The following is a 17565-nucleotide window of genomic DNA, read 5'->3' as shown; positions in this document are numbered from 1 at the left end:
TAAGCGATTTTATCTCTTTCTTGATAAAAACTTCCTGTACAACCCTCAACAATTCAAAAAACTCTCATCTGCAAAAACACACGGAAATACTGCCCTTTCAATGCTTATTTTCCATAAAGATCTTCACAATAAACTGCTTCAAAATCTTGAATTCACTTGTTGTAAGCTTGCGTAAAAATTTTCTCTGATATTATTTATCCGCGCCTACAGCCTTATACGCTTGCTCCTTATCTTGTTAAAGATAAGGGCAACTTTTTTACTTATGATTCAATGCCACGATATACGTGGTAAACATATCATCAGATTAGCAAGCTAAGAATCCTTTATGAACTCAGTAGTTAAAAATCCCATACAATTTCTTGAAAAAAAATGTTTTTAAAATCTGATCTCTTAGATAAACATAATTACAACCGATAACATGAGTAAAAAAGCATTTAATGCATTAATAAATACAGAAAAATAGAGGGCTATAAATAAATATCTTTTTGGATCATAAGCCGCATCTCAAGCAGTATTATCTATCTAAGCATATAAAATTTTTTTGAGATGAACTGAAAGAGCTTTACAAAAATTTATTCTCGCAATTGAACAGAGAGAAAAAGTCACATCAACAATCGAATAAAACGCTGAACAGTTTTATGCATTCCATATTCTAACGCATCAGCAATAAGTCCATGACCAATGGAAACTTCATCAATCCAAGGAATACGACGGACAAGAGCAGGAAGATTTCCAATTGTCAGATCGTGTCCTGCATTAACACCTAATTTCAGCTCCTTAGCTCTTCTTGCTGCTAAAGCAAGTTTATTTAACTCTTGATCTTGTTTTGTCTTATCTTTAAACGCACCACCATAAGGTCCAGTATAAAATTCCACACGATCAGCTCCAATCGCTTTAGCAATATCCAGACCATCTACAATAGGATCAGCAAATAATGATACGCGAATTTTTTTTTCTTTCAAACGTTGGACAATAGGTTCTAAAAATTCTGCATCGTGAGCAAAATTCCAACCATGATCAGAAGTTGATTGAGAGGGATCATCAGGAACAAGAGTAATCTGATCAGCATAGTTTTCTGCTATATCTAAAAATACACCACTTGGGTAACCTTCAATATTAAATTCAGCGGTAGGAAATGTACTGTTAATTAAACAATATATATCTGGCAAATCAGAAAAACGAATATGCCTTTCATCAGGTCGCGGATGAACTGTCAACCCCGTAGCACCAGCTGTAAGTGCTATATGCCCAATACTCTTAATATTTGGCCACGGAAGATTACGCCGATTGCGCAAAACGGCAATAGCATTAAGATTCACCGAAAGTTTTACTGCCATGCACACTCCTATTTTCGTGTATAATTCTAAAGACAGGAAAAAACACATTCAAAAGAACAAACATTATTTTCTCTATCGGACAATTGTTAGCTTCTCTACCGCACGCGTAATGCCCGTATAAAGCCAGCGTGCATACATGTCACGAAATGCAAAACTTTCATCGAATAAAACTACATTGTTCCATTGAGATCCTTGTGCTTTATGAACGGTTAATGCATACCCATAATCAAAATCATCATATCTTTTTCTTAATTGCCATGAAATCTTATTCTGAGGATCCTCAAACACTGCTTTTAAAAGCTTAATCTTCACCACTCCACCCTCACTTTCTTCTGGTTTAATGAGAAGATTTATTCCGGGTTTAACTGTTTCCTTCTGTGAAGTCATCACCTTCCATAAAGAGCCATTCAACAAGCCTTTCGCGGACTCGTTGCGCAAGCACACAAGTTTATCTCCCGCTTGTGGATAATCTGCTGTAAACCCCTTCAGCTCACGTAAACGTTTATTATAAAGGTGGCGCGTTCGATTAATCCCCACCAAGATCTGTTCAGCGTCTAAAACTAATTGTTGATCCACCTCTTTTCGTGTAATAACACAGGCTGCTCCATAATTACCATAAGCAATATCACGTCCTTCACGCACATCCATAGCCATACGAATAATAGGATTATCTCGCGCTTGTCGATGGATTTCCGAAAGAAAAAAATCTGGCGCGCCTTTAGAAAAAAAGCCACCTCCTGATATGGGAGGCAATTGCCCCGGATCACCAAGAACAAGAATTGGCGTCCGAAAGCTCATCAAATCAAGTGCCAATTGCTCATCTACCATTGAACATTCATCAACAATGATAAGCTTAGCCTGCGCAGCCAAACTGCTCCGTTTCAATGAAAATGTCGGCGCAATAGATTTTTTTCCTGTTACTTCATCGGAAACTTCTTCTTCTCCACGTGGACGGTAAATCAGCGAATGAATAGTACAGGCGTTATTTGCACCTTTAGAACGTAAAACTTGTGCCGCTTTTCCTGTAAACGCAACAAATTGGACAGAACCATCAACTGTTTCCGCAAAATAGCGTGCAAGTGTTGTTTTACCTGTCCCTGCATAGCCAAAAAGACGAAAAATAGGAGAACGCCCATCCCTCAACCACGCAGAAACAGCCTTCAATGCATTATCCTGTTCCGGTGAAAACTGCATAGTTTATAAAAATAAGATTCGCACAAAAAGAGCAAGTATTTTGAAAAAAGTGACCGTCAAGAAAACTTTTTCATTAATAATTTCTGATACATGAATATCTAACAACCACTTTCAAAGCACAATTATCAACCATTTTGCAAGCGCTTTCGTAAAAAATATTTCAATAATCTAAATTATTGTGCCCATATAAAATTTGTATAAAGCTTTTTGATAAAATCTCATACTTGCTTAAGTAAAAGCATTCTGTTCTATAGACGAAGTCAACACAGTAAAATTAACATAGCTTAATATACGCATCTACTGCACCATATTAATAGATATAGAGTTGTAATTACAAATTTCTCAGGAAAAAAACTATCCTATTACAGAATATAAATATGTAACTTCATAAGCTATAATCCATATTTACTTATTAATCAGCTCAGTTATAGCTTAAAGTCAAATACGTTACCATGATGAAAAAAGATTAAACCTACTTATGGGTTGTTCATCCAGATACATTATAAATCAAAGAATGAATATTATGGATCTTTCCTTTCTCAGGTCATGACTAAATCACATCTCCTTCATATTATTAGGATAAATTAGCAGTTACTTATTTCTATTAATTCCGGTACAATAACATCATAACTCAAAGCACCGTTCTCTTATGCAGATTACAGTACACAACCTCTTTATATAAAAAGCGTCGAAAACAATAAAATCCCTTAATTATCTTGTGAATATATTCCTTTTATACCAAAACTCGGCCGTCCAACGAAATAGCGTTTGTAACTGCTTCATCATTAGCTTCATCAGGTAAAAGCATATCATTATGAGCACACCCAGATGGAATCATGGGAAAACAATTTTCTAAATTATCAACTCGGCAATCAAAGAGAACTGCTTTATCACAGTCAATCATTTGCTGAATTTTACCATCAAGTTCATCTGGTTTTGAACAACGTATACCAACCGCTCCGTAAGCTTGCGCCAATTTTACAAAATCAGGCATCGATTCCGTATAAGAATGAGAAAGACGATTACCATGCAACAATTTTTGCCACTGTCGAACCATTCCCATATACTGATTATTTAAAATAAAAACTTTCACTGGTGTATTATGCTGAATTGCTGTTGCGAGCTCTTGAATATTCATCTGAATTGAAGCATCACCAGAAATACATAACACAAACGCATCAGGATGTGCTATTTGAGCACCAATAGCAGCGGGAAGACCATACCCCATAGTCCCAAGACCACCAGAGGTAATCCAATGTTTTGGCTCATCAAAGCGATAATATTGTGCAGCCCACATCTGATGTTGTCCAACGTCAGTTGTGACATAAGCATTCTTATTTTTGGTAAGCGTATAAAGTCGTTCAAGAGCATATTGCGGCATAATAACATCTTGTTTATCAGCATATGCTAATGAATTACGAGCTTTCCAGCGATTAATTTGCATCCACCACGCCTCTCGACTTTCGCTTTTAAACGTTGGTCGCTGCATACGAAAATGTTGATTTATATTTTCCAAAACATCACTCACATCGCCAATAAGTGAGACTTCTGCTTTTACAATCTTATTGATACAAGAAGGATCAATATCAATATGGATAATGCGTGCATAAGGTGCAAATGCGTCAACCCGCCCAGTAATACGATCATCGAACCGTGCACCAACAGCTAACATAACATCACAATCATGCATAGCCATATTAGCTTCATAGGTTCCATGCATTCCAAGCATTCCAAGCCAATTTTTTCCAGAAGCAGGATAAGCGCCAAGCCCCATTAATGTTGAAGTAATCGGAAAATTTCCCAGTTGAACCAAATCGCGCAAAAGCTGTACAGCTTTAGAGCCTGATGAAATAACGCCACCACCAGAGTAAATTATAGGGCGTTTTGCTTCTACTAAAAGAGAGACAACACTTTCAATAGCTTTAGTGCTCTCTTTCAACTGCAGAGAAGAACGCAAAGGCGTAGAAATTTGAGGTGCTCTATAAACACCTGAAGCAAATTGAATATCCTTAGGAATATCAATTAAAACTGGCCCTGGACGTCCTGATTGGGCAATATAGAAGGCTTCATGAATAATTGCCGCAAGATCATTTACATTTTTAACTAAAAAATTGTATTTGGTACAGGATTTCGTAATGGCAGTTGTATCGGCCTCTTGAAAACCACTTTTTCCAATCACTGTCGTCGGTACCTGCCCAGACAAACAAACAATAGGAATAGAATCCATTAATGCATCTTGCAAAGGTGTTACAACATTAGTTGCACCTGGACCAGAAGTCACTAGCATAACACCTACTTTTCCTGTGCTCCGCGCATAACCTTCAGCAGCATGACCAGCTGCTTGTTCATGCCGTACCAAAATATGTTGAAGTGAATTTTGTTGATAAATAGCATCAAAGATAGGGAGGACAGCTCCACCAGGATAGCCAAAGAAATGTGTAATCCCTTGATCAATAAGAGCTTGAATCACCATTTCAGCACCTGACATTGTTTTTCCGTCCGCATGTTCTTGCATTTTTAGATGATTTGTCATTTTCCCACTCCCCTACTTGACAGCACAATAAAAGAGCCCTACGAAGGAGCTCATTATATGCAAAATATTGTATGATTATTCCTTTTATTCCCATACATAGAATGTACAAGGGCAGTATTTCCTGTAAAAATGCTTCTAGTTCTATTGATATCATTCGTCAATAAAAATTATACTGCCTAAAAATATGCATTAACAATTTTCTTTCTTAAATTGCTTTGCAAATCTCTTAGCTTTGGTATCAAGAAGTAACCCTCCATTCCTCATCAAATTGATTACGAAACCAAGTTATTTGCCTTTTTGCATACCTCCTTGTTTTTACTTTCACTGTTTCAAGAGCATTTTCAAAGCTTCTATATCCATCCAAATAATCTACAAATTCAGGGACACCAATAGCCTTCATCGCCGGCAATAAAGGAGAAAGCATAAGTTTCTTCATGGCAATTATCTCTTCTAAAGCTCCTCTTTCAATCATAATATCCAACCGCTTATGAATACGCTCATAAAGCAATTGACGTGGCGGAATGAGAAGAATTTTTTCTAAACAATTAGATGTAATTAGGGGTGTTGTTTTTTGCTTTTGCCACCAACTTAGTTTCTTATCAGTCGCATCATAAACTTCCAAAGCACGTACAATACGCTGACCATCTTGAGAAGAAATTTTCTCAGCGAGAACAGCATCAACCTGTAACAACTGACGATAAAGACTTTCAGCCCCCTCTTCATCAAACCGCCGTCTCCATTTTTTCCGTACAACATCTGGAATATGAGGAATTTTTGAAAGCCCCTCTAAAAGAGCACGAAAATAAAGCCCTGTTCCACCGACAAAAATTAGTGATTGCGATGTAAACGTAGCCAACAATTTTTCAACATCACGCACCCATTGTCCTACTGAATAACTCACACTAGGACTTACATAACCATAAAGATAGTGCGGAATAGTTATAGTATCCATTTTTGTCGGTCGTGCCGTTAAAATGCTTAAAACATCATAAACCTGCATTGAATCAGCATTAATGATGAGAGCATTTTTTTCTTGAGCCATTTGTAAAGCAAGCATTGATTTTCCACTTGCCGTTGGCCCCGCTATTAATGTAATCGTTCTCTCTGTCATGAATGGCAATCTTCTATGTTCATCAATAAACAATTTATTGCAATACACATGACAAACTCCAAAGGCTCTGTATTTTACCTACATCGTAATAGATGTAAACTCTTCAAATAGAAAGCACCCATGATAACTCGCCACTTTAATATTAGTTTAACATACATACTCAACCAGCTTTATCTTTTGATAAAAATGGATGCATTATGTTTTATACTGAAGGAAGAAAACTATAACTTATCGTATAATTTTATAGCAATAAAAATGATTAAAAATGCATTCAAAAGCATCAATCCATTAGGATTGCTACCAACCTTAACTCCCCATCTGGCCGAGCAACAATGAATAGAGCATTTTTGCGTCCAGCTTCACGTAGTTTATGGATACGTTTTTTAGCTTCATCAATCGTTGTGACAGAACTTTGATTGATATCAACAATCACTTCACCAATGCGAATCCGCTTTTTGTCTGCCGCACTGTTTCGTGCAACAGATGTCACTACTAATCCTTGAAGTTTATCAGTGATTGAATAACGATGACGTAAATCCTCTGTAAGCTCAGATAATGTCATTCCCATAAATTGCATAGTTACGCTTTTTGATACAGCACTACTTTTTTCATCGTCAGACTCTTTTTCGATATTTTCATTTGCATCTCCCTCAATCAAACGTCCAAGCTTAACTTTTACTGTTTTTTCCTTTCCATTCCGCAGAACAGTAATATCCACCACTTCTCCTTCTAAACTTTCCGCTACTAAACGTGGTAAATCACGCGCATGCCTAATTTTTGTCTTTCCAAAAAAAAGAATAACATCTCCATCCTGTAATTGACTATTGTCTACATCAGCATGTTCTATTTTACCAGCAACCAATGCTCCCACAGCGCTGTCTAATTTTAAACTTTTAGCAATATCTTCTGTCACTGGTTGAATATGAATAGCCAACCAACCACGCCGCATTTCGCCAAAATCACGCAACTGGTTAATAACAGAAAGAGCCATATCTGACGGTATAGCAAAACCAATACCAATAGATCCTCCTGAAGGCGAAATAATTGCTGTATTAATCCCGATTACTTCACCATTTCTATCAAACAATGGACCACCAGAATTGCCTCGGTTAATCGCTGCATCTGTCTGAATAAAATTATCATAAGGGCCTGCATTAAGATCACGATTACGTGCAGAAATAATACCAACCGTTACACTCCCACCAAAACCGTAAGGATTCCCGATAGCCATCACCCAATCACCAATGCGCGTCTTCTCCGAGTCACCAAAACGTACAGCTTTTAATTTTTTATTTCCTGCATCCACTTGCAACAGAGCTAAATCAGTCTTGCTATCCTTCCCAAGCAGCTTTGCTTTTAGCTTTGTACCATCAGTGAAATTAACTTCAATATCATCAGCATCGATGATAACATGATAATTTGTAACAATAAGCCCCCTTTGCGCATCAACTACAAAACCAGATCCTAAAGAACGTACCTTTTGAAACTGGCTGTCCTTTTTACCATCTTGAGGTGTAAAAAAATCACTAAAATATTCTTGTAACAATGAATCCTTTGGGATAACAGGCACAGAAGTATATTCGTCCTGTTCAGTTCCATCAACGGTCTGGGCTGTAGAAATATTCACAACCGTCTCCAAAAGCTCAGCAGCTAAATCAGGAATAGAGAGGAGTGTATTTTTCTTCTCCTCCCCCCAAGATAAACTGACTGATCCTGATAAAAACAAAACCACACAGACAACAACTCTTGTAACAAAGATCTTCAAAGACATATTTTTACCTATGAAATTTCTACCCATGACATGCCTTTAACAAAATGCTGCAAAGAAACTCATTAAATTTGTCTATGCAAAATCAATCTGGCTCAACACTCTACTGCTTTCATCAAAAAAGCAAGAAACCATGAATCATACCCCTAGGGCCAACGCTCCTACTTAGAGTCCATTGCTTCATCTACTCCCTCCCAACTTTTGGATCAATTTTACTGAAGCTAGGATTCATTGTTGAGGAAAGTTTTCTCTTTACTTGCAGTGGATTGCGGAAATAGAAAAAGAAATCCTCACTTGGGGAAATTACCATTGGAACACGTTCCAAATTTTTATACTGTTCCATAGCTAACCAAAAATCGTAAAAGGACGGATTAGCCTCTCTCGCATTCAATAAAAGACGAATACTCTCAGCTTGACCTTCACCACGGGTAATTTCAGCATCACGCTTTGCAACTGCGACGATCTCTTTATATTCACGATTAGCTTCCGCTACAATACGATCTCGCTCTTGTTGTCCACGTGCACGAATATTCTCAGCAGCTGCTTCACGCTCGGCTGCCATCTGTCTATATACATCTTCTGAAACAGCATCAGTTAAATCGGTTTTGCGAATACGCACATCAACAATAGTAATACCCAAGGAACCTGCATCTACAGAAAATTGCCTCTGCACTTCAGCCATCATAGCTCCTCGTTCATCTGATAAAGCCGCCTTAAACTCTCGCTTACCATAAACAGCCCGCAAAGCATCAATAAAACGCGGTGCAAGATTTTCACGCGCAGCAACCTGCGGACGCCCAGAAGCAATGCGTTGTAAAAATAACTTAGGGTCTGTAATACGATAAATAAAGAACGCATCTACTTCATAATAAGCACCACCACGAACTTGTACAGACTGTGTAGGAACATCGTAACGCAACAAACGGTTATCAACGACAATCATCTTATCCACGAAAGGCACCTTTAAGTAGATTCCAGGAGCAGACTCCACCTTAACAATTTGTCCAAAACGCTTAATTGCAACTTGTTGTCTAGGATAGACAATAAAAATAGACATCCACAAAACCATCAAAATTAGCACTATAGTACCAAAAATAAATAAAAAACGAGACTGCTGCATAATTAGCGTCCTCCAGAAATGCGAGAATCTAATAACGATGAAGAATGTGCTGGTGTCTTTTTCGCGTTTTCTAATGAATCGCTACGTAACAATTCATTCAGAGGTAAATAGGGCAGCACCGGAGAATTTATTTGATCAAGAACCAACTTATTTTGCGAAGAGAGGATATACCCCATCGTCTCCATATAAAGGCGATAACGAGTAGCCTCTGGTGAAATTGCTGCCTCACGAGCTATAGCCTGAAAACGCTCAGCACGCCCTCTCGCCTCTTCAACCATTTGTGCCTTTTCACCTTTTGCGATTTCCCGTGTGCGTGAAGCCTCACCATTCGCTAAACCAATTTTAGTAAAACGCACACGATTCCCCTCTTCAATCATTCGCCCACGTTCCTGTTCGGCCTGCTGGACAGAATTAAACGCAGCAGCAACCTTTGTAGGAGGAGCAGCTTCACTAATCGATACACGACTTATGTCAACACCGAGTTGATATTTATCTACAGTCAACTGGATAATTTTTCTAACGTCATTAGCAACTTCTTCTTTCTTATCGCGTAAAACATCATCAACAGGCCTTGAGCCAATAACTTCACGCATTGCACTCTCGGCAACTTGGCGAACTGTCCCTTCTTGATCATTCACATTAAATAAAAATTGACCTGGATGTGAAATTCTATAGTAAACAGAAAAATTAACATTAACAATATTCTGATCACTTGAGAGCATCAAGCCTTCACTTTGTTGCCTTTGACCAGGATGACCACCAATCGCGATTGTTTTTTCCGTTAAAGGAACTTTCAGATAGGTCTCAACTGGCCAAAAGTGAAAATGCAAGCCATCACCGATAGCTCCTTTCTTAGGCACACCAAAACGTAACTCCACAGCTTGTTCATTTTGCTGAACAACATAAATAGACTGATACAGCCAAAACAACACAGTAAGAAAAAGCAACAAAACAAAAAGACCACCTTTACCAAATTGTTTAAACTGATCCTGCCCTTTACGCAAAATATCATCAAGATTAGGACCATTGTCGCTACCATTATTGCCACCAGAACCAAAGATGTTCTTAGCCGGCGTTTTTTTATCACCACCGAGTTTATTTTTCTCACCACCCCACGGGCCACCACCATTTTGATTTGTCCAGGGCATCATCACCTCTTCAACTGACTCTTGTTAATCAAATACAAACTATTTCACTTGACTTTATAAGACGCCTCTCAATTGATTACAATGTGACTGACAGGCTCTTTATCATTATAATTTAATTACGAACGATTATTTCCGCTCATAAACCACAAAACGTGTCGCATGACTGTCTTTATCTCCTTCTGGAATATATTGTGTTTGCACAATAGTCCACTTTTCTTTATCAAAAACAGGAAAAAAACTATCACCTTCAATAGAGGCTAGGACTTCTGTAAGGAATACCTTATCAGCAATGCTAAATCCTTGTTGAAAAATTTCACCACCACCAATAATAAAAATTGCCTCTGCACCATTTTGAGAAGCAGCTTTTTTTGCAATAGAACAAGCCTGAGACAAAGAATGAGAAACAATAGCTCCTTCAGCTGTAAAGGCACGATTGCGGGTAATAACAATATTCGTGCGTCCTGGTAAAGGACGTCCGAGAGAATCCCAAGTTTTTCGTCCCATAATGATGGGATTACAGAAAGTCAAAGTCTTAAAGCGACGTAAATCTGTCGATAAACGCCATGGCATAGCGCCTTCACGACCTATAACACCATTTTCTGCAACAGCTGCAATTAAATAAACAGGAAAAGTCATATTGCCACCGGTGCCTTGATATGTGGTTGTGCTTCATAATTAAGCAATTCAAAATCCTCAAATTTAAAGGAAAAAAGATCTGTTACCTCTGGATTTATACGTATAAATGGCAAAGCATTTGGTGTGCGAGACAATTGACGTCTTGCCTGTTCAAAATGGCTAGAATAAAGGTGCGCATCACCGAGAGTATGAATAAAATCACCTACTTTAAGACCGCTCACTTGTGCAATCATCATTGTTAACAATGCATAGGAAGCAATATTGAATGGAACACCTAAAAAAATATCTGCTGATCGTTGATAAAGCTGACAAGATAATTTACCATCTGCAACGTAAAATTGAAAAAAACAATGACACGGGGGAAGAGCCATTTCCTCTATTAATGCGGGATTCCACGCTGATACAATTAAACGACGAGAATCAGGTGTTTTCTTAATCATAGCCAAAAGGTTACTGATCTGATCAATATGTCGTCCATCAGGAGCTGGCCAAGAACGCCACTGATAACCATAAATAGGGCCAAGATCACCTTTTTGATCAGCCCACTCATCCCAGATTGATACACCATGCTCCTTCAACCATGCGATATTTGTATCTCCTTTAAGAAACCATAAAAGCTCATAAATAATCGAACGCAAATGCAATTTTTTTGTTGTTAACAATGGAAAACCAACTTGTAAATCAAAGCGCATCTGATATCCAAAAACTGACCGCGTTCCCACACCGGTTCGATCTGCTCGATCAATCCCCTGATTTAAAACATGATATAAAAGCTCAAGGTAGGTTCTCATATAAATATTATGGCCGATTCTATCGATTATAGAAAATAGAAACTGTAAAGTTCAAAAAAATACAATTAAAATCTCTCTCTTGAAACATCTTACACAAAAAATTACCATGATTTTATTAAATTTTTGACGCAAAAGATAAAATACTGTAGACAGTCCCGAGAGGAATAAGTACGAGAAACAAATAACCGAAAATAAAATTACAAAGGGATAGATTTATGGAGAATGAAGCAACTCTAACGCTGCACGATACAAAAAAACGTGTTTCCTCTATCATATCAAGCGCGTCAGGTAATCTGGTAGAATGGTATGATTTTTACGCCTATGCTTTTACCTCTATCTATTTTTCATCACAGTTCTTTCCTTCAGGTGGAGACGTCGTCTTAGAGCTTTTAAAAGCTTCTGCTGTTTTTTCTATTGGTTTTCTCATGCGTCCAATCGGTGGTTGGATTTTTGGATTTATTGCTGACCGTTATGGACGAAAGCGCTCACTGCTTATTTCTGTTTTTATGATGTGCGGTGGTTCCTTCTTAATTGCCATACTACCTACCTACGAAACCATTGGAATGACAGCAGGATTTCTGCTTCTTTTGCTCCGTATGCTTCAAGGGCTCTCAGTTGGTGGCGAATACGGTACGACCGCAACTTATATGAGCGAAGTGGCTCTCAAAAATCGCCGTGGTTTCTTTAGCTCTTTTCAATATGCCACAATTATTGGTGGTCAGCTTCTTGCTAGCCTTGTTATTTTCATCCTAGCGTTGTATCTCACAGAAGATCAACTAAAAGCATGGGGATGGCGTATTCCTTTTGCGATTGGTGGGCTTGGAGCAATTGTTGCAATTTACCTCCGACGCTCACTTCATGAAACAACGACAAAAGAAAGCCGTTCTACACAAAAAGCCGGAAGTCTTAAAGAACTTTTATGCAATCATGGAAGAACTTTCCTTCTGGTTATGGGCTTTACAGCCGGAGGTTCGCTCACATTTTATACATATACTACTTATATGCAAAAATATCTGATCACGACAACTGGTTTTGATAAGCATACTGCCACGACTATAATGACGGCTGCACTCTTTGTCTTTATGCTAATTCAGCCCATATTTGGTTCTCTAGCTGATAAAATTGGAACAAAAGCTTCATTGCTTATTTGGAGTGTTTTATCTATTATTTTTACAATTCCTGCACTTAAAGTGATTGGCAGCACTAATAATACATGGGTTGCCTTATCGGTCATTGTGGGAATGCTTTTTATTATGAGTTTTTATACATCTGTCTCTGGTATCGTAAAAGCAGAAATGTTCCCTGCCTCAGTACGTGCACTGGGAGTTGGACTATCATATGCTATAGCCAATGCACTATTTGGTGGTTCTGCTGAATCCGTAGCACTGGAATTAAAAACTGTCGGATACGAATTTCTATTCCATTTTTACATAGTCGGTATGATGGTTATTGCATTCATCGCAATTTTCTTTATGCCAGATGCTCGAAAGGGAGGGTATCTGCAAGGAAATGATATTAATTAATTTTAAAATAAGAGAAAAGCTCGACTTATTGAGATTTTCTCTTAATTTTGTATTAAAACACATCGAAAATGCTATTCTTCCCTAAAAATATTAAGAAATAAGTTATTATATTGTTTGAGTAGAATTTATTCTTTAGCCTATTAAGTCCAGCGCACTTAAGATAAACTTTTTATAATAGTACAAGCTTGAAAAAAGAGAAAATTAAAGAATATATTAGCAATTTAGCACTGCTTATACTAATCCCTATCAACGATTTTACAATATTTTTATTGTTAGCAAAAAAACAACTATAAACTCTCCTTAAAATATCTGATACAATTGAGAATTTGGTATAAAATAGTCTACTGTAAATAACCGTAAGGGAATTAGTATACAAAAAAGGGGAAGGAATATTTTTATGAAAAATCAAACGGCTTCAATGCCTTTAGCATCGCATGATGATACAAAAAAACGTGTTTCCTCTATCATATCAAGCGCGTCAGGTAATCTGGTAGAATGGTATGATTTTTACACCTATGCTTTTACCTCTATCTATTTTTCATCACAGTTCTTTCCTTCAGGTGGAGACGTCGTCTTAGAGCTTTTAAAAGCTTCTGCTGTTTTTTCTATTGGTTTTCTCATGCGTCCAATCGGTGGTTGGATTTTTGGATTTATTGCTGACCGTTATGGACGAAAGCGCTCACTGCTTATTTCTGTTTTTATGATGTGCGGTGGTTCCTTCTTAATTGCCATACTACCTACCTACGAAACCATTGGAATGACAGCAGGATTTCTGCTTCTTTTGCTCCGTATGCTTCAAGGGCTCTCAGTTGGTGGCGAATACGGTACGACCGCAACTTATATGAGCGAAGTGGCTCTCAAAAATCGCCGTGGTTTCTTTAGCTCTTTTCAATATGCCACAATTATTGGTGGTCAGCTTCTTGCTAGCCTTGTTATTTTCATCCTAGCGTTGTATCTCACAGAAGATCAACTAAAAGCATGGGGATGGCGTATTCCTTTTGCGATTGGTGGGCTTGGAGCAATTGTTGCAATTTACCTCCGACGCTCACTTCATGAAACAACGACAAAAGAAAGCCGTTCTACACAAAAAGCCGGAAGTCTTAAAGAACTTTTATGCAATCATGGAAGAACTTTCCTTCTGGTTATGGGCTTTACAGCCGGAGGTTCGCTCACATTTTATACATATACTACTTATATGCAAAAATATCTGATCACGACAACTGGTTTTGATAAGCATACTGCCACGACTATAATGACGGCTGCACTCTTTGTCTTTATGCTAATTCAGCCCATATTTGGTTCTCTAGCTGATAAAATTGGAACAAAAGCTTCATTGCTTATTTGGAGTGTTTTATCTATTATTTTTACAATTCCTGCACTTAAAGTGATTGGCAGCACTAATAATACATGGGTTGCCTTATCGGTCATTGTGGGAATGCTTTTTATTATGAGTTTTTATACATCTGTCTCTGGTATCGTAAAAGCAGAACTATTCCCCGCTTCAATACGAGCAACAGCAATTGGACTAGCCCATGCTATAGCCAATGCACTATTTGGTGGTTCTGCTGAATTCGTAGCACTTCAATTTAAAAAAACGGGATACGAAGCTTTATTCCATTTTTACATAGTCGGTATGATGATTATTGCATTCGTCGCAATTATTCTAATGCCAAACGTTCAGAAAGTAGGATATCTTCAAAGAAACGATATTAGTTAACTTTTTAGTTAAGAAAATCAGAAAAAAGCCTAATAAACTGGGCTTTTTTATATCCGTCATATAGCATATAGGAATTTAGTATTTACAACGCTTTGATCCCCCCCATTTGAAACATCACAAAGAAGTAACATTTCCTTTTGTAAGGTCATCTAATGAAAAGTAAATTACTTCAAATTATTAAGCACTATTTCAAATATGTCATTTTCTTCTTTCACTCAATATAACGCAATAAAGTTCAAAAGAATACTTGAATTAATTTAACAAGCGTTCAGTCCTTTTAGCAAAGTCGAATAAAAAAGAAAAGTTCTCAATGGGCGGTTGTCTTTCTCATACCATCGACAATGCATTATTTGATGGCTCTGCTAAATATATGATACTTAGATTCAAAAAAAATTGGACATGAATCTATCTTTTTTTACATACGCTGTGTAATGATTATCGCATTCATTGCACTTCTCTTTGTACAGAATCTGAATAAAGAGGGATACTTCAAAAACGACAAAACTCACTAACGTCCTACATAAAATAAAAAATCCCAATTTATTGGGATTTTTTGTAATTATTATTGTCCAAAAATCCAATTTTAATATCATTTAAATTTTATGGAGCGCATTTAATTCTTTAGCTACCAAATAATAAAAAGTGATACGACTTTTTCTGCGATCTCCAGACATTATAGCTACAACTTTTGAAACAGCTGTTTTAGCACTCTGTTCATCAACGCCTAACACATCTTGAATCCATCTTTCGACACGTTCTAACTCTTTTGGATCAGATGTAGCAACAAGCGATGCATCTTGCTTCTTCATAACCAAAGCTAAACGATGGCTAAGCCGCTCTATTGCAGCTTCATCTGGATCTTGGTCATATAATTTAATATCTGCTAGATAATTTGTCATTTTGCACCATTTCCTCTCCAAAAATTAGCGACTGTACTTTACAACCGCATCATATACCTCCGTAGATAATTAGAGGATTAAAAATATTAACAACCCCCTTTTCCAAAGACCGTTCTTCATCTATATTAAGAACGCTGGCTTGCCAGCTATGGTAATAAATGGACAATGAAATAAACTTATTGGACCCGGGGGCGGTACCCGGCGCCTCCACCAAAATATAAAAAATTATATTTTGGTGGGGGCGAAATAGGATCGACAAGAGTGTAAAGATTGCTCTTTTACTCGGCATAGTACCACCGTTATCGGACTAAATGAGTAGTTGCAAATGACAACTATGCGGAAGCACGTATCGCCGCTTAATGTGGTGTGAATGCTTCAAATTAAGCCTTAAACTATCGCAGGTTTAAGCGGGGTTCGGAGGCACCTGGCAACAGAAGCCTTCACTTTTATGGATATTATAGATTGATCTTTCCAACATTATTTGTCATAAAATTTCATATTCTTTTTCGGTTAATTTAGATGCATAGTAGACAAAATATTGCTAGCCTTAAGATGCATTCCATCGCACAATATTACTTATCATCATCTTTTACGTGAAATAAAAGGAATAAGCTTCAATGATTCAAGATCAAATCCGTTACGATATTCTCGTTCAAGATGCACTTCGTGGGGTTATCCGTAAAGTTTTATCAGAAGTTTCCAAAGCAGGGCTTCCAGGAAATCACCACTTTTTTATTACTTTTTTAACAAATGCTTTAGGTGTAAAGATCTCTTCTCGACTTAAAAATCGTTATCCGGAGCAAATGACAATCATATTACAACATCAGTTTAGAGATTTAATTGTTTCTGAAACAGCCTTCGAAGTAACACTTTCTTTCAACGAAATTACTGAAAAATTAGTGATTCCCTTCACTTCTATCCAAGTATTTTATGACCCTGTAGCAGCATTTGAAGCAGCATTTGACCTGCCCTCAAACCTTACCTCTGAAGAAAGTAAAGATTCAGAAAATACTTTATCTAAACCTATCATTCTATCGGAAAAAGAAAATAAGCTCACAAAAGAACAAAACCTTAATACAAATAAGGAATCTTCAAACAATGATAGTAAACAAAGTGCTGATGTTGTCTCATTAGATTCTTTTCGAAAAAATAAATAAACTTTTTCATGGCTGAACTGATTAACCTTCGTCAATTTAGAAAACAAAAAAAGCGTGCAGAAAACGCTGTATTGGCAATAGAGAATCGCTATCGCTTTGGACGAACAAAAGCTGAAAAACTTTTCGAGAAAAAAAAGTCTTTAAAAGTGCAAAGAATTCTTGATAAAAATCGTTTATGGTACGATAAATAAGAGTAGAAGAAATGCATGAAAATAATTTTATTGATTGGTCAAAAGCAATCCCGCGAAAAATATCCGTTCGAATTGATGGACATGCAACAAGTGTATCTTTAGAACAACCATTTATAGACGTTCTTAAAACCATAGCACGCAAAGAAAGACAATCATTAGCCTTTATTATCGCTGATATTGACAATAAAAGACCGCAACAAGTGAACCTTTCGGCATCATTACGTATTTATGCACTTCAAAACGTTCTTACTCAACGCCTTTAGTCTTCATTTTTGTTACGATCTCTATTTCTTTATTCCATTAAGGGTATTGCCGTGTTTTTAAGAAGATTTTTTTAAACCTAACCCTAAGATGCAAAAAAGGCTAGAGAAAAGGTACAATGACTAATTTTCCTGATCACGGAATGTTCTTTGAATAAAACACTTCATTCCCGTAAACAT

Annotated in this window: 15 protein-coding genes and 1 other RNA gene; 6 read left to right on the top strand and 10 right to left on the bottom strand. The window is 37.2% G+C overall.

Translation table 11 applies throughout. The features are described from left to right. Positions 1 to 602: 602 nt before the first annotated feature. From WCP76_RS03530 to WCP76_RS03490, 9 genes are all read right to left on the bottom strand, one after another. Positions 603 to 1337, bottom strand: a complete 735-nt coding sequence (locus tag WCP76_RS03530; protein ID WP_336294309.1) for a pyridoxine 5'-phosphate synthase — start codon at positions 1335 to 1337, stop codon at positions 603 to 605. Between the two features lie 72 nt (positions 1338 to 1409). After that, entirely contained in the window at positions 1410 to 2531 is a 1122-nt protein-coding gene (locus tag WCP76_RS03525; RefSeq protein WP_336294308.1) for an ATP-dependent DNA helicase, read from the bottom strand. A gap of 733 nt (positions 2532 to 3264) precedes the next feature. After that, complete coding sequence (locus WCP76_RS03520; RefSeq protein WP_336294307.1) at positions 3265 to 5064, bottom strand: acetolactate synthase 3 large subunit; 1800 nt, start codon at positions 5062 to 5064, stop codon at positions 3265 to 3267. 238 nt (positions 5065 to 5302) lie between these two features. Continuing rightward, positions 5303 to 6175: a tRNA (adenosine(37)-N6)-dimethylallyltransferase MiaA gene (gene miaA / locus WCP76_RS03515; protein WP_336294306.1), complete on the bottom strand. Its 873-nt coding sequence runs from the start codon at positions 6173 to 6175 to the stop codon at positions 5303 to 5305. A 280-nt stretch (positions 6176 to 6455) separates the two neighbouring features. Continuing rightward, on the bottom strand, positions 6456 to 7973 hold the full coding sequence (locus WCP76_RS03510; protein WP_336294305.1) for a Do family serine endopeptidase: 1518 nt from the start codon (positions 7971 to 7973) through the stop codon (positions 6456 to 6458). Between the two features lie 154 nt (positions 7974 to 8127). Next, positions 8128 to 9063: a protease modulator HflC gene (gene hflC / locus WCP76_RS03505; RefSeq protein WP_336294304.1), complete on the bottom strand. Its 936-nt coding sequence runs from the start codon at positions 9061 to 9063 to the stop codon at positions 8128 to 8130. Positions 9064 to 9065: 2 nt separating this feature from the next. Further along, the gene (gene hflK, locus WCP76_RS03500; RefSeq protein WP_336294324.1) at positions 9066 to 10211 is read right to left on the bottom strand and encodes an FtsH protease activity modulator HflK; all 1146 of its coding nucleotides are present in this window, start codon (positions 10209 to 10211) and stop codon (positions 9066 to 9068) included. Between the two features lie 126 nt (positions 10212 to 10337). Next, positions 10338 to 10847 carry a dihydrofolate reductase gene (locus WCP76_RS03495; protein ID WP_336294303.1) on the bottom strand — a complete coding sequence of 170 codons (510 nt, stop codon included), beginning with the start codon at positions 10845 to 10847 and terminating at the stop codon, positions 10338 to 10340. Continuing rightward, positions 10844 to 11638 carry a thymidylate synthase gene (locus WCP76_RS03490; RefSeq protein ID WP_336294302.1) on the bottom strand — a complete coding sequence of 265 codons (795 nt, stop codon included), beginning with the start codon at positions 11636 to 11638 and terminating at the stop codon, positions 10844 to 10846. Before WCP76_RS03490 ends, WCP76_RS03495 begins: the two co-directional genes overlap by 4 nt. Before the next feature lie 215 nt (positions 11639 to 11853). Between WCP76_RS03490 and WCP76_RS03485 the strand changes: the two genes are divergently transcribed. Together WCP76_RS03485 and WCP76_RS03480 are read left to right on the top strand one after the other, a co-directional pair. Then, positions 11854 to 13161: an MFS family transporter gene (locus WCP76_RS03485; RefSeq protein WP_336294301.1), complete on the top strand. Its 1308-nt coding sequence runs from the start codon at positions 11854 to 11856 to the stop codon at positions 13159 to 13161. A 397-nt stretch (positions 13162 to 13558) separates the two neighbouring features. After that, the gene (locus WCP76_RS03480; protein WP_336294300.1) at positions 13559 to 14878 is read left to right on the top strand and encodes an MFS family transporter; all 1320 of its coding nucleotides are present in this window, start codon (positions 13559 to 13561) and stop codon (positions 14876 to 14878) included. Positions 14879 to 15471: 593 nt separating this feature from the next. Here the strand turns inward: WCP76_RS03480 and WCP76_RS03475 are convergent. Further along, entirely contained in the window at positions 15472 to 15777 is a 306-nt protein-coding gene (locus tag WCP76_RS03475) for a DUF2853 family protein (protein ID WP_336294299.1), read from the bottom strand. Positions 15778 to 15871: 94 nt separating this feature from the next. On the opposite strand from WCP76_RS03475, the gene ssrA reads away from it, so the two are divergent. From ssrA to WCP76_RS03455, 4 genes are all read left to right on the top strand, one after another. Further along, positions 15872 to 16222, top strand: a transfer-messenger RNA (tmRNA) gene (gene ssrA / locus WCP76_RS03470). 172 nt (positions 16223 to 16394) lie between these two features. Beyond that, on the top strand, positions 16395 to 16934 hold the full coding sequence (locus tag WCP76_RS03465; protein ID WP_336294298.1) for an SspB family protein: 540 nt from the start codon (positions 16395 to 16397) through the stop codon (positions 16932 to 16934). 8 nt (positions 16935 to 16942) lie between these two features. Next, positions 16943 to 17125, top strand: coding sequence for a DUF4169 family protein (locus WCP76_RS03460; RefSeq protein WP_336294297.1), 183 nt, complete (start codon positions 16943 to 16945; stop codon positions 17123 to 17125). Positions 17126 to 17136: 11 nt separating this feature from the next. Further along, positions 17137 to 17388 carry a ribbon-helix-helix domain-containing protein gene (locus WCP76_RS03455; RefSeq protein WP_336294296.1) on the top strand — a complete coding sequence of 84 codons (252 nt, stop codon included), beginning with the start codon at positions 17137 to 17139 and terminating at the stop codon, positions 17386 to 17388. Positions 17389 to 17565: the final 177 nt, after the last annotated feature.

The sequence above is a fragment of the Bartonella vaga genome (assembly GCF_037070895.1).
Lineage (GTDB): Bacteria > Pseudomonadota > Alphaproteobacteria > Rhizobiales > Rhizobiaceae > Bartonella.
Note: the sequence above shows the minus strand (reverse complement) of the source record. Positions and strands in the feature narration are given on the sequence as shown.

Coding starts and splice junctions, on each gene's coding strand:
- WCP76_RS03495 (WP_336294303.1), bottom strand. CDS start 10,847: ATGACTTTTCCTGTTTATTTAATTGCAGCTGTTGCAGAAAATGGTGTT.
- WCP76_RS03490 (WP_336294302.1), bottom strand. CDS start 11,638: ATGAGAACCTACCTTGAGCTTTTATATCATGTTTTAAATCAGGGGATT.
- WCP76_RS03485 (WP_336294301.1), top strand. CDS start 11,854: ATGGAGAATGAAGCAACTCTAACGCTGCACGATACAAAAAAACGTGTT.
- hflC (WP_336294304.1), bottom strand. CDS start 9,063: ATGCAGCAGTCTCGTTTTTTATTTATTTTTGGTACTATAGTGCTAATT.
- WCP76_RS03530 (WP_336294309.1), bottom strand. CDS start 1,337: ATGGCAGTAAAACTTTCGGTGAATCTTAATGCTATTGCCGTTTTGCGC.
- WCP76_RS03480 (WP_336294300.1), top strand. CDS start 13,559: ATGAAAAATCAAACGGCTTCAATGCCTTTAGCATCGCATGATGATACA.
- WCP76_RS03460 (WP_336294297.1), top strand. CDS start 16,943: ATGGCTGAACTGATTAACCTTCGTCAATTTAGAAAACAAAAAAAGCGT.
- WCP76_RS03455 (WP_336294296.1), top strand. CDS start 17,137: ATGCATGAAAATAATTTTATTGATTGGTCAAAAGCAATCCCGCGAAAA.
- WCP76_RS03525 (WP_336294308.1), bottom strand. CDS start 2,531: ATGCAGTTTTCACCGGAACAGGATAATGCATTGAAGGCTGTTTCTGCG.
- WCP76_RS03475 (WP_336294299.1), bottom strand. CDS start 15,777: ATGACAAATTATCTAGCAGATATTAAATTATATGACCAAGATCCAGAT.
- hflK (WP_336294324.1), bottom strand. CDS start 10,211: ATGCCCTGGACAAATCAAAATGGTGGTGGCCCGTGGGGTGGTGAGAAA.
- miaA (WP_336294306.1), bottom strand. CDS start 6,175: ATGACAGAGAGAACGATTACATTAATAGCGGGGCCAACGGCAAGTGGA.
- WCP76_RS03520 (WP_336294307.1), bottom strand. CDS start 5,064: ATGACAAATCATCTAAAAATGCAAGAACATGCGGACGGAAAAACAATG.
- WCP76_RS03510 (WP_336294305.1), bottom strand. CDS start 7,973: ATGGGTAGAAATTTCATAGGTAAAAATATGTCTTTGAAGATCTTTGTT.
- WCP76_RS03465 (WP_336294298.1), top strand. CDS start 16,395: ATGATTCAAGATCAAATCCGTTACGATATTCTCGTTCAAGATGCACTT.